Source organism: Paenibacillus tritici (genome assembly GCF_018207515.1).
Classification (GTDB): domain Bacteria; phylum Bacillota; class Bacilli; order Paenibacillales; family Paenibacillaceae; genus Paenibacillus_AQ; species Paenibacillus_AQ tritici.
In genome coordinates, this window is the sequence record NZ_CP073365.1 from 3,049,732 (window position 1) to 3,064,895 (window position 15,164).

Sequence of the window (15,164 nt, forward strand, 5' to 3'; positions counted from 1 at the left end):
CCAAGCAAGGAACATCTCTTCGCAATAGGCTGGTGCAAGGCGGATGGGCCGAAGGTATGCGAAAACAAACATGTCTTTCAAGGCACAACTCCAGCATGAAAATGAGCAGCGCGCCTAAAAACAGAACGTCTTCTGTTTATCTATTTAACAAATTTTAGCAGAAAACTGAACACAATTGGACTGGCAGCGCCACGTAGGCCGAATGTAATCGGAAAACCGAACACAATTGGACTGGGAGCGCCACGTAGGCTGAATGTAATCGAAAAACCGAACACAATTGGACTGTGAGCGCCATGTAGGCCGAATGTAATCGGAAAACCGAACACAATTGGACTGGACACGCCACGTAGGCTGAATGTAATCGAAAAACCGAACATAAGTGGCCAGCGCGAGGCGTATGGGCCGAATGTGCGCTCATGTTTTTGGAGAATGAACTGGGGATTCTGCTTAAACAGCGGAGCGTCCACCCAAGTGCTCACGTTGATCTTACCTCAAAATCGTGGTTGTCCCGGTAATCTTCTTCCCGTTCCAGCTTCCGGCGGGTCAGCAGACGGTATTCGGTGGGCTGCATATTCATGGCTTCGCGGAAGGCCCGGGTGAAGCTTTTGTAACTCTCATACCCGACCATGGAGGCAATCTCAAGAATTCTCTGGTCGGTCTCGGCCAGCAGGCGCCGGGCTTTGTCCAGCCGCACATCACGCAGGTATTCGGCGAACCCCTTGCCGATATTCTTCTTGAACTGGTTGGAGAAATAAGCATAATTCAGCGAGACATGGTTGGAGACCATCGCCAGATCCAGCGGCTTGTGGTAATTCTCGTGGATGAACCGGATGGCCTCGTTCAAGTCCTGGGAGCTGCGGTAGCTGCACTTGTAATCGTAGTAGAACTGGTTCAGCCGCAGGAGCTGCTGCTGCAACGCCTGAATGTAATCGCGGATGCCGGGATAATCGAACAGGTTGCGCAGGCACTGGAGATCGAGCGCTTCTTCGCCCATATATGGACGGATGACACGCTCATACTCCTCCATCATCTGAACGACGGCACGGCACAGCTGCTGGGTGTAGCGGATATGGTAACGCTGCAGCACATCCTTGTGGAAGAGACCGGAGATCCCCTGGGCAATGCTGCCGCTGTTCTTGGTGCCGGTCAACTGGAACAGGGCATACAGCTCCTCATAAGGAAGCTCCCATTGCTGCTCCAGCCGCTCAATATGCCGGGGGAGCAGGCAGCGCTTCTCCGGAAAAAGGAAGCTGTGGCGGTATAGCTCAACTCCCTGCGTATAGCTGCCCGGCAGGCTTCTTAATCCCTGCTGCGGGCCGGTCATGGCGGTAATAACTTCAACCTGCTCAGCGGCGAGCGCAGCCGGGAAAACATCAGGATCAACGGCTGCATCCACCGCCAGAATGAGATAAGGACGGTGCTGGAGACAGATACAGCCCTGTCTGCCATATACACGATAGGCAATGGATTCTATGCTATGGCTGCTGCTGGCCCCCGGCTGGTTAATCCACAGCTCCTCGCGCAGCAGGCAGAGGCGGTAGCTGCGCCACAGCTCCGTGTTCTGCTGCTCGGTCTCCGCAATCCAGGTCTCATCTCCCGCCGCACCCTGCATATACATGCGCAGCTCCTTGCGGTCCGCCTCCCGGGCCAGACGGGAGAGCTGTTCGAGGCTGCTGGAGAGCGACCTTCGCGTCTCTATCTCCTGCCAGACATGCTCTACCGAGGCTTGCAGATCCTCGCGCTTCACGGGCTTAAGCAGATAACCTTTGGCCCCCAGCCCGATGGCCTTCTGGGCATAGGCGAAATCGCTGTAGCCGCTAATAATCAGGTAATCCACTGTCAGTCGTTCCTGACTGGTCTGCGCCATAAGCTCCAGGCCATCCATGTCCGGCATACGGATATCGGTAATTACGAGCTGGATGTCGTGCTGGCGCAGCAGCTCCAGTGCTTCGATTCCATTGGCAGCGCTGTAGATATGGCCGGGCTGCAGCGGGAATTGGCGCAGCATCGCCTGCAGCCCGTCGCGAATATGCTTTTGATCGTCCACAATCAGAATGTTGATCATGTCTACCAACCTCCAAGATTCACATTTTCCCAGGGCAGCCGGATGGTTACAGAGGTATAGGCTCCTTGTATGCTGTCGATCCAAAGACCAGAGTCGCTGCCGTAGTGCAATTGCAGGCGCTTATGTACATTCTCCAGCCCTAGGCCGCTATTGCTGCTGATAATCGGTGTGTCCGAATGGCCGAGTAGTACAGACTGCAGACTGTCCAGCATCAGCGGATCTACTCCGGCACCGTTATCACGGATCTCGATCAGCAGCAGGCTGTCCTTCTCTACACGTACCGAAATGCCGATATGAACACTGCCGCCCGAGGGGGCCGCATGGTGTACGGCGTTCTCGACGATGGGCTGCATGCACATTTTGGGAATATTATAGCGCTGCACCTCAGGGGGAAGATCCGCCGCGAGTTCAATGTTTCCGCCCTCCATGAAGTTGATGAACCGGATGTAGCTCTGAATGTTGGCCAGCTCTTCGCCGAGGGTAACGGTGTCGCTGCGCCACATCATGCTGTAACGCAGCAGCGAACCCAGCGACACAAGGGCACCGGCAATCGCAGGCTGCCGCTCAACCTCCGCGCGCATTCTGATAGACTCCAGCGCGTTGTACAGGAAATGGGAATTGATCTGTGAGTGCAGGGAGTGGAGCTGGGCGTTCTTGGCGATTAGCTGCTTATCCACCACCTGCGTCATCAGGCGCTGGATTTCGTCCAGCATATTATTGTAGCTGACCGCCACGTAGTCGATCTCGTCACCGGTTTCGTTCTCCCGGAGTCCCGTATCAATCTTGGCATCGAGCTGGCCCCTGCGCACCTTGCGCATGGAGACCAGCACCTTCTCCAGCCGGCGGAAGATCCGCCGGGTCATCCGGGAGACGAGCAGCAGCATCAGCAGCAATACACAGGAGGTGACGGTGATCACGATCAGATACCAGTTCCGCGGGCCCTGCATCATCACCTGGCGGGAGGCGATATCGACCACATAGGCGTTCAGCGGAGCAATGTAACGGTACAGCGCATAGTAGGTCTGATCCCCGGAATGAATCTTAATCGGGGTCTTCTGCTCCAGCACCTCCAGTTGCTCATGAACCCCTGTCAGGATGTCGTCCAGCTTCTCCCCGGCCTTCTGCGGGAACTCATGCCCCGGGAGGTATACATTGCGGGAAGCATCCGAGCCGTCCATGATCACCGTGAAGAAATCCCGCCCGCTGTCCTCCAGCAGATCGCTGAAAAAAACACTATGCCTGGCGCGGATCTCCATAATGGTCGGGAGCTTCTGCTGCTGGCCCTGAAGCCGCACCAGCCTGTAGTAAGACAGCGTATCACTGCCATCCCTGAAGGAGAAAAGCCTGAAGGCAGCGCCGCCTTCATCGCGGAGCGTCATCCAGTAATCCTGCGGCCGGAACTTGGAATAATGATAGATTTCCGGCCAGATCTCATACACCTCGGGGTTATCGACATAGAAGCTCAGCGAGCTGACCATCTCATGGCTTTGAATAATATTGTGCATTTGCTCATACTGGTTCTGCTTGAATTTCACGAGCCGCAGACCCTCTCCGCGCATATTGGAGTGAATGAAATCCACAAATGCCTTTTGGGTCAGGGCAGTCGCGGAAGCGTTCTCAAGAATGTCCATCCGGCTGCGCAGCCGTTCGTTCAGCCGGGCGACATGATTGCTGCCTTCCGCCATGGCTTCCTTGTAGAGCTGGCTCTCCTGGGTGCGGATGAACAGGAAGGAGACCACAATGGCAGGGATAGCAATCATCAAGCTGAAGGCCAGGAAGAGCTTTTGCGAGATGCGGGAATTGCGGTATAGCCGCCTTGCGGTTGTCAGCGTAGCCTTCATCTGGAATCCCTCCCATCCCAGTAATATAGCACAGATTACCAATAGGCTGGTAGACCATAAGGCATTGCAGTCTGAGGCGGATTCCTCTCTAAGCAGGGAATACCGGCAGCCCTTCCGGCCGCCGGTACACAGTAGGTTATAGGGGGTATTCCTTTTTGCTTATTCCGCCATTTTGGCCTTGCGGGCATCCAGCTCCGTCTGGCGGAACTCCATGACCTGCGCGAAGCCGTAGCTGTCGCGGCGGGAGAGGAAGCTCTCGAAGATTTTGTCAAAAGCCGCTTCGTCCTTGGCCGTAATCAGCTCAGGCAGCACTTCCTCCCAGTTCTGGGAGATGCGTGACCAGGCAACCGCCACCTCGGAATCGCCCAGCGGGTCGAGCCCCTTGTAGATCCCGCTGTCGATATCGGCCTGTGCATTGGCGAAATCCTCCATCTGCTTGATCACAGGCGCTTTCTCCGGTCTCCACTGGTTGACGATGACCGGATTGCGCATCATCCAGTAGGTGTCCAGAATGCCGTATTCCTTCTCCAGCTTCTCGATATTGCTACCCAGCATGTCTGCGAATTCGGCCTTAAGCTGCGGCTTGCCGTCCACGTTATCCCAGGTTTCGCCTTCCTTGCCGAGGAACAGGTCACGCTGGCCTTCTTCACTGGCGAGGTAGGTCAGGAAGCGGATCGCCCGCTCCGGGTTCTCAGTGGACTTGCTGATCATCGTCACCATCCAGCCGTCCATGTTGCCGGGGAACAGCTTGGCGCTGTCGCCCTTACTGTTCTGAGGCCCGTCAACGGCGATGTAGTTAGAGTCCGGGTTAGCCCCCGCAGCCAGCATCGGATTGACCGCCGTCATGCCGGTCCATTCGCGGATCATCATGAAGTAGCGGGCGTTGTTTGTTTTCTCTTCCACCTGGGTATCGGAATCGACCAGGAAGTCCACGTTAATCAATCCGCGCTCGTAAGCGGTGCGGAAGGTCTTGAGCCAGGCGATATAATCGGGATCGGTCAGGCGGTCATAGACGCTGCCGTCCTTCTCATGCGGAACGGCCAGCAGATTCTGGAGATATTCCGTCATCCCGTAAGGGACATTCCCCTGGGCGAAAAAGGGGCTGATCGGCTGACCCTTATACTCGGCATATTTATCCTTCAGTAATTGCAGCGCCCCCAGGAAGCCGTCCGGAGTACTGAGATCCGGTCTGCCCATCTCCTCATACAGATCCTTTCGAACGAGAAAGGTCTGGTTGGCTGCGGTCATACCGGTCTCATGCATCAGATTGGGGCTGTAGGAATCATTCGGAACCCCGTAGGTGTTGCCGTTCTCCTGCCGGTACCACTTCAGCGTACCGTCACCGGCGACCTTGAAGAAGTAGGGATCGTACTGATCGGCCAGTTCGTTGAGGGCATAGACATGATCGCCTTCCCACAGCTTTTTGACGGCGGTCTCCCAGGAACCCATGGTGATGAGGTCCGGCAGCTTGCCCGAGGTCATCATCAGCGTGATTTGCTCATTCGCTTCACCGGAGGGAACCTCCAGCTTGACGTTGACGCCTGTTTTCTCCGTGACATATTTGGAGGCGAGGCTCTCGCCCCAGGTGTGGGCATACCAGTTCGCGCCAACGAACCAGGTTAGATCTACCGGGCTGGTATCGAGCTTCCAGGCAGGCTCATCACCGTTCAGCTTGGCTTCGGCCGACGGCGACGGCGAGGCTTCAGCCTGCGGTGCAGCCGTTGGCGTATTCTCCTTGCTTGCGGAATTGCTGTTACACGCAGCCAGCGTTAACGTGAGGGTTACGGCCAGCAGAGTGGCTAAGACGGGTCTTACAGGTTTGCTTTTCACGTAAGAATCATCCTTTCGGTATGGTGTAGAATGCTTCATTGCCGCTACCCCTTAATCGCGCCGATCATCACGCCCTTGACCAGATAACGCTGAATGAAGGGGTAAAAGATAAGGATCGGCAGCGTGGCTACCATCATCGAGGCGAATTTGATCGAATTGCCGGGCAGACGGGCACCGAATTGGGCCATTGCCTGCTGCTGCATGAAGGACATGGAGTTCTCGGCGATGATTTTGTACAGCATCGTCTGCAGCGGGAGCAGCTCCTGAGAATGAATGTAGATGACGCCCTGATAATAATCATTCCAGTGATAGACCGCAGAGAAGAGGGCGATGGTGGCAATGACCGCCATGCTGTTAGGCAGTACAATCCGGAACAGCACGCCGTAATCCGAGGCACCGTCGACCTTGGCGGATTCCTCCAGGCTGTCCGGAATAGTGCGGAAGAAGCTCATAAATATAACCATATTGAAGAAAGTATACATGGACGGGATGATGAACACCCAGAAGCTATCATACAGGCCCAGCTTCGTCATGAGAATGAAGGAGGGAATCAGCCCGCCTGAGAACAGCATCGTAATCAATGAGATTTTGAGATACAGCTTGCGGCCCATAAGACTCGATTTGCTCATTCCGTAAGCAATGATTGCAGTGAACAGCACATGCACTACCGTTCCGATTACCGTACGCAGGGTTGTGATGTAGAAGCCGTTCATCAAGGTTCTGTCGTTAAAGGCGACACTGTAGCTGGCGAGTGACAGCTCTTGGGGAAACCAGTTGACGGTACCCAGCGAAGCCTGCGCCGGTGAATTCAGCGAGTTGACGAGCACGAACCACATCGGGTACAGCGTCAGGAAGCAGACTGCCAGCATCAGCAGGGTGTTGATAAGCTCAAAAGCGCCAATCCGCCGCAAACCTCCGCGTCTTGCCATGAATCTGTTGTCTCCTTTCCAGGGGGAGTCGGCTTCGCCGCTCATAATCCGTTTCTTCTAAAAAATACTGTCCCCCGTCAGCTTCTTGGACGTCTGATTGGCTAACAGGAGCAGTCCCAGCGCGACAATCGAGCGGGCAAACAGGACGGCGGTGGAGAAGGAGTGACGCCCGGAGACCAGCCCCATGTTATAGATGTAGAGGTCCAGACTCTCCGCCATCTTCATGTTCATATTGTTCTTCAGCATGAAGATCTGCTCAAAGTTGCTGCCGAGTATTCCGCTGACGGCGAGGATGAACAGAATCGCAATCGTGGGGCGGATGCTCTGACCCGTGATATGCCACATCCGTTGCCAGCGGTTCGCTCCATCGAGTTCGGCTGCCTCATACAGCCCCGGATCAATGCCGGCTATGGCTGCTATGTAGATGATGGCACTCCAGCCGGTCTCCTTCAGTGTATCGGTGAAAAAGGTAATCCACCAGAAGTACTTAGGGTCGCTGTTAAACAGGATCTCCCGGTCCTGAAGCCCCAGAGCCATCATCAGCTGGTTGATTACACCGCCCTCGCCCAGCCAATTGAGTGCAATGCCGCCGAAGATCGTCCAGGCAATGAAATGGGGCAGGTAAGAGATGGTCTGCACCGTGCGCTTGAACCGGAGACTGCGGATCTCATTGAGCAGCAAAGCGAAGAAAATAGGGATGGGAAAACCCAGCACGAGCTTGATTGTACTCATCCCGAGGGTATTGCGGATCGAACGCCAAAACCGGTCATCTGTGACGAAATCCTGAAAATGCTTCAGACCGACAAATGGAGACTCCAGCATGGGCTTCGCGATGCTGAAGTCCATAAAGGCAATGATCAGCCACAGCATAGGGACGTAACAGAAGATGAACATCCAGAGGATGCCCGGGATCACCATGCTTTGCAGCTGCCATTGCCTGAGAAGCGCTTTCATTTGTTCCGTTCTCGTGTGGAACATATCTTGTGCCCCCTTCCTCTATCATCGTATGAGAAAAGGGCAGAGGAAAAAAGGCCATGATTATTGACCCTATCCCAATTTTTTGGATTCCGCCCACGGGGGGCCGGAAATTCATTATGCTGTGATTAAACGAAAGGAGTGTGCAGTGGATGAACAAGCTTGTATGGGAGCAGGATTTCACAAGTGAAGCGGCGGATTTGAAGCTCTGGAACATTCGCCTGGGTAACGACCTGCTGGACAATGACGGGAATCCCGTATTTCCGGGCTGGGGCAACGGGGAGCAACAATTCTATACAGGGCATCGGGGGAATCTATCTATCGGAGAGGAAGGATTGCAGCTATGTGCGCGCCGCGAAGTGACGGAGCAGGAGGGGCGGAGCTTCGCGTATACCTCGGCACGGCTGGATACGAAGGACCATTTCGCTTATTGCTACGGCAGGCTGGTCGTACGCGCCAAGCTGCCGGTAGGGCAGGGGCTCTGGCCTGCCATCTGGCTGCTTCCGCAGGATCAGGCTTACGGCCCTTGGCCTGCCTCCGGTGAGATCGACATCCTGGAGGCGAAGGGCCGCCTGCCCAGGCACATAGCGGGAACGCTGCACTATGGGCCGGATCTGGAGCATAAGGTCGTCGAAGAATTCACCCATGAGCTGGAGCGCGGAACGATTGATGAATTCCGGGAGTATGGGCTGGAATGGGACGAAGGCTCCATAAGATGGCTGGTAGACGGCCACTGCTTCGCGGAGCGGCGGCTGGAACCGGGTGTTATGCCGTTTGATCAGCCGTTCTATCTGCTGCTTAATCTTGCTGTTGGCGGGTGGTACGATCATGTGGAAGTGGACTTAGCGGTTTTTCCGGCCGTAATGACTGTGTCAAGTATCCGGCTGTACCAGAATTGAGCCCGCTCAAATTCCGGCGAGAAGATCCTCCAGGCGGTCCCAGTTGGCGGCGACCCAATGATTTTCGTGGCGGAACCTTATGAGCGGCGTGAATTCATCCGGCTCAGGAACCGCGATCCATTCAGCTTCTCTCCACCAGGTTAATTTAATGGAGCGGATCAATTTGCTGAGCGGTAAGGGACTATATTGGCGGTAGCCTGTCACAAAGGCCTGAACGCGGTCCAGCCGGAGCTGATTGTCTGACAAGGCGCAGGAGAGAAGGGGCCGGGAGATATCGAATTCAGGATAGATGAAATGCAGCCTGTCGAAGTCAATGAGGGCCGCTACCTCATCTGCATGGAATAGAATATTATCCACGAACAGATCCCGGTGTCCCCAGCCCCGCTCGCAGTCTGCGAAGATTCCGGTATCCATTCCATCAATGATCCGCCGCTGAAGCTCAAGTGCTGCAACCGTTTCTCCATTATGGAGGGCGGCGGCGTGAAGGTATCTTTTCTCCCAGTTGCTCACCATAGCTTCTTGGGTCCGTATATTCCAGTGGAGCGGCAATGGAGTCAGATCTGTGTTCAGCACCTTATGCATCCGGCCGACGACGCTCCCCAGTGTATACATTTGCTGCACCGTTGCCGAGCCGGGCGCAATACTGTGTCCGTCACATAGTTTCATCAGCACATACCGTTCCTGTGAAGGCGTTCTCAACACATAGTTGCCCTGATGGGAGAATAACTTCGGAACCGGGAGTCCTTGCAGGTGCAGCCGATCCTGATGGGTCAAGGAGACCTCAAGTCCGCGGGTAAGGTGCTCCGGGTAACGGACCTTGCTGTACTGCTTCACGAACAAAGGCCCGTGGTCGCTTGCGAGCTTCCATTTCAGATTCAGGAACCCCTGATCAATCTGCACAGCTTCAGTGACATGTACCCCGAAAAATTCAGTAATGGAGCCCAGGATTTCATCCCGGATTCTTGCGGCGGTGTCTGACATACCATATCTCCTCACCAGGGTAATATAGGGGCTGGATAAGCGAAGTGTTCACACTAGTGTAAGCTTTGTATTCTTGCGATATGACTTTATTTTCGCCGGAGTGAGGAGATAATTCAAGATAAATATTGGGCGGAAAACGATGGGGGGACGCGGCCGTTTCCGTCCGGTTAATCTATGTTCATAGATGAGTGAATGCAGCAAGCGGGTTCTTAAGATTCAGCCTGCATAAGCTCAAATGTTGTACTTATTGCAGCTTGGTTTCCTGGATAAATAGGTGTTGGGACAGATTGTTGCAGGAAATGCAGGAATTGTCCCGCTAAGCTGCTTGGAGAAGGGGAGAATGCTGCATTTCATGCAACAGTTGTGGATTACAGCCGAGAATATGAGGGGAATGTTGCAATATGAGCATGATTTGGTAATGAGCAAGCAAAAAAGGGGTGTCCCAAGCCGCAGTAACGGCTGCCGGGACACCCCTTTATTGAAATATAACTTATCCTTCTATTGCCCGCTGAGGCGGTTTATAGCAGGGACAGCTTGAACTTGAAGGCATAAGGACGGTTGGCCGGCAGGGTGAACTGCTCATGGGTTGGAGCACCCCAGCTGTCGTCGCCGCCGACGCCCATCTGCTTGTAATTTACACGCAGCACCGTTCTGCCGGACGCCGGAAGCTTATAGCCGTGGTCGCTGGCCTCAAGCTCGGCGGGAGTCCAAGGAAGCGCATTGACTTCGATAGGGACAGCGCTCTCCACGGACAATCCTTGTCCTTCACGGCCTGCGGTGACGGAAGCAAAGCGGACATCCGTCTTATTGCCGCACTCCTGAGGGCGGAGGTAATTCGTGAATTGCTCACTCACCTTGCCGGTATAGCGTCCCAGCTTAGCACCGGCTTGCCGGTCCCAGTAGTTCTCATGCGGCCCGCGGCCGTACCAGGAGACCGTGTCCAGGCTGCTGTCCAGCTCGAAGACCAGCCCGAATTCCGGGATCTCCGGCAGGCTGCCGCTGCCCGGGTTAAGCTCTTGTGCAATCTCGACAGAACCATCTGTACGAATCTCATAATGAACACGCAAGGTGGATGCCGGCAGTGTATCCAGCAGGTAGTCAACGGTTACGAAGCCGAGGTTGCCTTCAACCCGGCAGCTGAATCGGGCCAGCTGGCGCTGGTAAGAGGCTTCCTTCCAGATGGCGCAGCGCTCCGGATGCTTGTTGCCGAGATCGTTGTCCGTTACGGCTCTCCAGAAATTGGGTCTGACCGGTGCAAGCAGATATTCCTTCCCAGAGGACTTCAGAGAGGTCAGCGCACCGGTGGCAGTCTCGAAGGAGAGTGCAAAGCCATTGCCCTCGAAGGTCAGGAAGCCATCCTGCTCGTTCACCTGTAGCGTACTGCCTGAGCTATCCGGGTTGCCGGATGGAATGTACGGTGAGAGTACGAACTGTTCCCAGGCAATCTCATGCTCTGGAGCCGACCAGGAGGTTGCCCCGTCTTGAACCAACGACAGGGTAAGCACAGCTTCCTTGTCTGCCTCCAGCAGGCCCCAATCCAGCGGGATTGTGAAGCTTGCTGCTTCACCAGGTGCAGCGGTGAGCGGCAGCTGTCCTTCACGGGCAGTCTCCCCATTCAGAGCGAGAGTCCAGCTCAGCTTATAGTCTTCCAGGTCTGTGAACAGGAAGTTATTGCGGGCCTGGAAACGTCCGCTCTGGAGATCCAGCGCTGTGAAGGTGACGTTCTGGTAGCATTTTTTAACCTCGTAGAGCTTGGGAGTAACGGTCCGGTCCGCGAACAGCAGCCCGTTGCCGCTGAAGTTGCCGTCATGCGGCTTCTCCCCGAAATCCCCGCCGTAGGCCAGGTAAGAGATCCCTTCGGGAGTGGAAGTGCGGATCGCCTGATCCACCCAGTCCCAGATGAAGCCGCCCTGGATGCTGTCATATTTGTCGAACAGCTCTGTATAGAGATGCAGACCGCCGCAGGAGTTCCCCATAGCATGGCTGTATTCACACAGAATGTACGGCTTCTGCGGATTGCTGAGTGCGTACTTCACCACATCATCGGGCTTGATATACATGGTCGATTCGATATCACTGGCCGCTTCCGAAGGTCTGTAATGATAGATCCCTTCATAATGTACCGGACGGGTCGGATCGGCTTCCTTGAGATAGTCGTACATCGCCAGGAAGTTATCGCCGCCGAAGGATTCGTTGCCGAGCGACCAGATGATCACAGACGGGTGGTTCTTGTCCCGCTGCATCATGGAGTTACAACGGTCGATTACATTCGCACGCCATTCCGGGCGGCTGCCGGGAACATTGCCGTCGTGCAGCTCCTGCTGCCCGTATTGCCAGGAGCCGTGGGTCTCCAGGTTCGTCTCATCAATGACATAGAGACCGTATTCGTCGCAGAGCTCGTACCAGACGGATTGATTCGGATAGTGGGAAGTCCGCACGGCGTTGATATTATGCAGCTTCATGAGCTTGATGTCGGTGATCATGTCCTCTTTGGAGAGCGCGCGGCCGGTATCGCAGGAGAATTCATGGCGGTTGGTGCCCTTGAATACGATCCGTTTGCCGTTGATCTTCATCAGGCCGTCCCGGATCTCGAAGGTCCGGAAGCCCACTTTGCAGCTAAGCGCTTCCAGCAGTTGTCCCTGATCATCCTTCACCGTAATCAGCAGGGTGTAGAGGTTAGGCTTCTCCGCACTCCACTTCTCCGGATTACTCACCGCTGCGGACAGCTTCAATTCCTGAGTGCCATCCTGCTCAAAAGCAAATCCGGCTGACAACGGCGCTGTCCATACCGGCTGCTGCTTACTGTCGTACAGCTGCACCTCTACCGAATGCGCCCCGATGACACGGTTATCATAATTCTCCACCTTCAGGTCCAACTGGAGCTGCGCATCGGTGAAGCTCTTGTCCAGCTCTGTGCGGACGAAGAAGTCGGCAACCCGCACGGAAGGTGCGGTATACAGATAGACATCGCGGAAGATTCCGCTCAGCCGCCAGAAGTCCTGGTCTTCGAGCCAGCTCGCATCGCACCAGCGGTAGACTTCAACGGCAAGCTTGTTCTCGCCGGGAAGCAGGTAGGCGGTGATATCAAATTCTGACGGAGTGAAGGTATCCTCACAATATCCGGCCAGTTCACCGTTCACCCATACATAGAAAGCGGATTCCACACCCTGGAAGCTGAGGAACACAGGCTGTCCGTCCCAATCCTGCGGAACACTGAATGTACGGATATAAGAGCCTACCGGATTGTATACTGTTGGCGCATACGGAGGCTTCAGATCCGGCTCGGATACTTCCCAAGGGTAACGCACGTTAGTATATTGGGGATAATCATACCCCTGGAATTGCCAATGGGAAGGGACCGTAATCTCTGCCCAATCCGCTGAGTCATAGCCGGTGGTATAGAAGTCTTTGATCCGCGCATCTGCGGTCTCGGCGAAGGCGAATTTCCAGGTTCCATTCAGAGACTGGTAACGGGAAGAGGCTTCTTTGTTCCCCTGCAGGGCATCGGCCGCTGCCGGGAAGGACATCATGGAGGCGTGTGCATCTATACGGTTCAATTGAAAAATCTCGGGATTATTGTTCCATTCGGGATATCCGTTGGCAGGCTGCTGATACGAGAGTTTGTTGCGCAAGTTAACATCTCCTTATATTGTTATATTCATATTATAGAATGGGAAATGTTCTGGGTATATATAATGATTTTATTCGGATATAATAGAATATGAAACTAAGGGATGCCAGTTTGCATCCGGAGGGAGGCTGCTATGGACAGTAAGATGATCTTTTGCGAAATGGAAGATATGCTTCTGCTGCCCCTGTATGCCATGACCATCGGGTATTGGGAGCATCAGGGCGAGATGTCCCGGCCTGCGGGCTTCCCGGATTATCAGCTGCACCAGGTTCTTGGCGGCAAGGGTGAGGTGATTATTAAGGGAAAATCCTATATTGCCGAGGCGGGCGATATCTTCTGTCTCTACCCGGATGTGCCCCACTCCTATACGCCACTTACCCGCGAATGGGAGCTGGCCTGGATTTCCTTCAACGGAAGAGAAGCAGCCCAGATGCTGCTATATGCGGGAATACGGGAGTCCGGGGTGGGACGCCTCCGAACAGAATCCATCCTTGCTCCGCTTGAGGAGATGCTTACCCTCTCCTGCGGCAATGAGCTTCAGGACAATATGGAGCGTGCCAAGCTGCTGTACGCGCTGCTGCTCGATCTGAAGCGCAGCCTGCTTCCTGCCTCGAATGCAGACAATGAGCTGGAGCGGGTGAAGCCGGTGCTGCAATATATTGAGCTTCACCTGCACCGTCCGCTGCTGCTGAGGGAGCTGGCCGAAGTAGCGGAGGTCTCCCCGCAGTATCTGTGCCGGTTGTTTCAGCGGACGGTCCGTGAGCGGCCGGTGGCCTATATTAACAAGCAGCGGATCAACCGGAGCAAGCAGCTTATGTTCAGCAGCCGGGGGCAGCGGATCTATGAGATTGCCCAGCGGGCAGGGTTCGAGAATGTCAGCTATTTCTGTGCCGTGTTCAAGCGGGTCACCGGGATGCAGCCGGAAGAGTGGAGGGGGCTGCACGGCCTGGACTAGGCTGGCAAGCCCCTTTTATAGCGCGAGTGGAGAATACAGGGCGAAGTCTGTTAAAATAGAATTACTGTATCATACATATCAAAGGAGAACTGAATGTGAACGATAACCTGAAGCAAGCGTACGTGCGGTTAGACTTACCTGAAACCGTAACCAGAGAGGAACTGAACAAACGGTTCGATCTGCTCCTGAAGCGCAGACGCGCCCTTTCAACGGATGAAGAGATAGCAGCGTATGAGGCGGATTTCCGGGCGTACAAGCTGATTCTCGATACCTGGGATGAGCAGGAGATTCAGCAGGCCGAAGATGAGCGGCTGGCCAAATACGGGCGCTTCTCCGGTACGGCAAGCAAATGGGAAACCTTCATGCGGCTGTACAAAACCCATGTGATTCTCGGCATTATCGGTGTGCTTGTGCTGATCTTCGGCGGGAAGGCGCTCTACGATAACTACCAGCACCGGCAGTATCTCGCTTCTCTGCCTCCGGTGGATGCGACGATTATGTTCATTGGCAACTTCGGAGCCAAGGATACCAGCGGCAAAACAGATGAGCTGGAGAAGGCCATCGTCGCTGCTTATCCCGAATGGAAGCGGGTCGAGGCCAATATTGTGTATCTTCCCCGGACCGGGGAAGGCTCCGATACGCTGGATATGAACCACATGCAGAAGGCTGTAGTGGAGCTGGCCGCCAACCGGCCGGATATCCTCATTCTGGATGAGGCTACCGTCGATTGGATCGGCGGACAGACAGGATTCCAGAATCTGGAGCCGATTACGGCGGATGGCAAGCTTGCCGCTGACGATACGCGCATGAAGTGGGGAGTCAATGAGGAGACCGGCAAAAACGAACTGTTCGGTGTCGATATTCTCAAATCACCGTTCATCTCCGCCATGCCTATTGATTATAATGCAAAGTCCATTATTATCAGCGTGCTTGGCGAGAGCAATAAGGATAAGCTGATGGCCTTTGTCAAGCATATAGCGGAGGAACCCGCCGTTAAGTAGGACACGCAACAAGAAACAAAGAAACCTCTCTTCGAGGGCTGTTCACAGCCATTACGA

Annotated in this window: 10 protein-coding genes; 3 read left to right on the top strand and 7 right to left on the bottom strand. The window is 54.8% G+C overall.

From position 1 onward, the window contains the following. Positions 1 to 475: 475 nt before the first annotated feature. The 5 genes from KDC22_RS12650 to KDC22_RS12670 form a co-directional block, all read right to left on the bottom strand. The gene (locus KDC22_RS12650; RefSeq protein ID WP_211723273.1) at positions 476 to 2,065 is read right to left on the bottom strand and encodes a response regulator; all 1,590 of its coding nucleotides are present in this window, start codon (positions 2,063 to 2,065) and stop codon (positions 476 to 478) included. Between the two features lie 2 nt (positions 2,066 to 2,067). After that, positions 2,068 to 3,906: a sensor histidine kinase gene (locus KDC22_RS12655; RefSeq protein WP_211723274.1), complete on the bottom strand. Its 1,839-nt coding sequence runs from the start codon at positions 3,904 to 3,906 to the stop codon at positions 2,068 to 2,070. Positions 3,907 to 4,065: 159 nt separating this feature from the next. Continuing rightward, positions 4,066 to 5,736 carry an extracellular solute-binding protein gene (locus tag KDC22_RS12660; protein WP_211723275.1) on the bottom strand — a complete coding sequence of 557 codons (1,671 nt, stop codon included), beginning with the start codon at positions 5,734 to 5,736 and terminating at the stop codon, positions 4,066 to 4,068. Between the two features lie 44 nt (positions 5,737 to 5,780). After that, the gene (locus KDC22_RS12665; protein ID WP_211723276.1) at positions 5,781 to 6,665 is read right to left on the bottom strand and encodes a carbohydrate ABC transporter permease; all 885 of its coding nucleotides are present in this window, start codon (positions 6,663 to 6,665) and stop codon (positions 5,781 to 5,783) included. A 57-nt stretch (positions 6,666 to 6,722) separates the two neighbouring features. After that, entirely contained in the window at positions 6,723 to 7,643 is a 921-nt protein-coding gene (locus KDC22_RS12670; RefSeq protein WP_211723277.1) for an ABC transporter permease, read from the bottom strand. A 149-nt stretch (positions 7,644 to 7,792) separates the two neighbouring features. On the opposite strand from KDC22_RS12670, the gene KDC22_RS12675 reads away from it, so the two are divergent. Beyond that, on the top strand, positions 7,793 to 8,539 hold the full coding sequence (locus tag KDC22_RS12675) for a glycoside hydrolase family 16 protein (RefSeq protein WP_211723278.1): 747 nt from the start codon (positions 7,793 to 7,795) through the stop codon (positions 8,537 to 8,539). Between the two features lie 6 nt (positions 8,540 to 8,545). On the opposite strand, the gene KDC22_RS12680 is transcribed toward KDC22_RS12675, so the two are convergent. Together KDC22_RS12680 and lacZ are read right to left on the bottom strand one after the other, a co-directional pair. Next, positions 8,546 to 9,520: a phosphotransferase gene (locus tag KDC22_RS12680; RefSeq protein WP_211723279.1), complete on the bottom strand. Its 975-nt coding sequence runs from the start codon at positions 9,518 to 9,520 to the stop codon at positions 8,546 to 8,548. Between the two features lie 518 nt (positions 9,521 to 10,038). After that, positions 10,039 to 13,152, bottom strand: a complete 3,114-nt coding sequence (gene lacZ, locus KDC22_RS12685) for a beta-galactosidase, LacZ type (protein WP_211723280.1) — start codon at positions 13,150 to 13,152, stop codon at positions 10,039 to 10,041. Positions 13,153 to 13,311: 159 nt separating this feature from the next. Between lacZ and KDC22_RS12690 the strand changes: the two genes are divergently transcribed. Together KDC22_RS12690 and KDC22_RS12695 are read left to right on the top strand one after the other, a co-directional pair. Further along, positions 13,312 to 14,106: an AraC family transcriptional regulator gene (locus tag KDC22_RS12690; protein WP_246553537.1), complete on the top strand. Its 795-nt coding sequence runs from the start codon at positions 13,312 to 13,314 to the stop codon at positions 14,104 to 14,106. 95 nt (positions 14,107 to 14,201) lie between these two features. After that, entirely contained in the window at positions 14,202 to 15,107 is a 906-nt protein-coding gene (locus KDC22_RS12695) for a hypothetical protein (protein WP_173140008.1), read from the top strand. Positions 15,108 to 15,164: the final 57 nt, after the last annotated feature.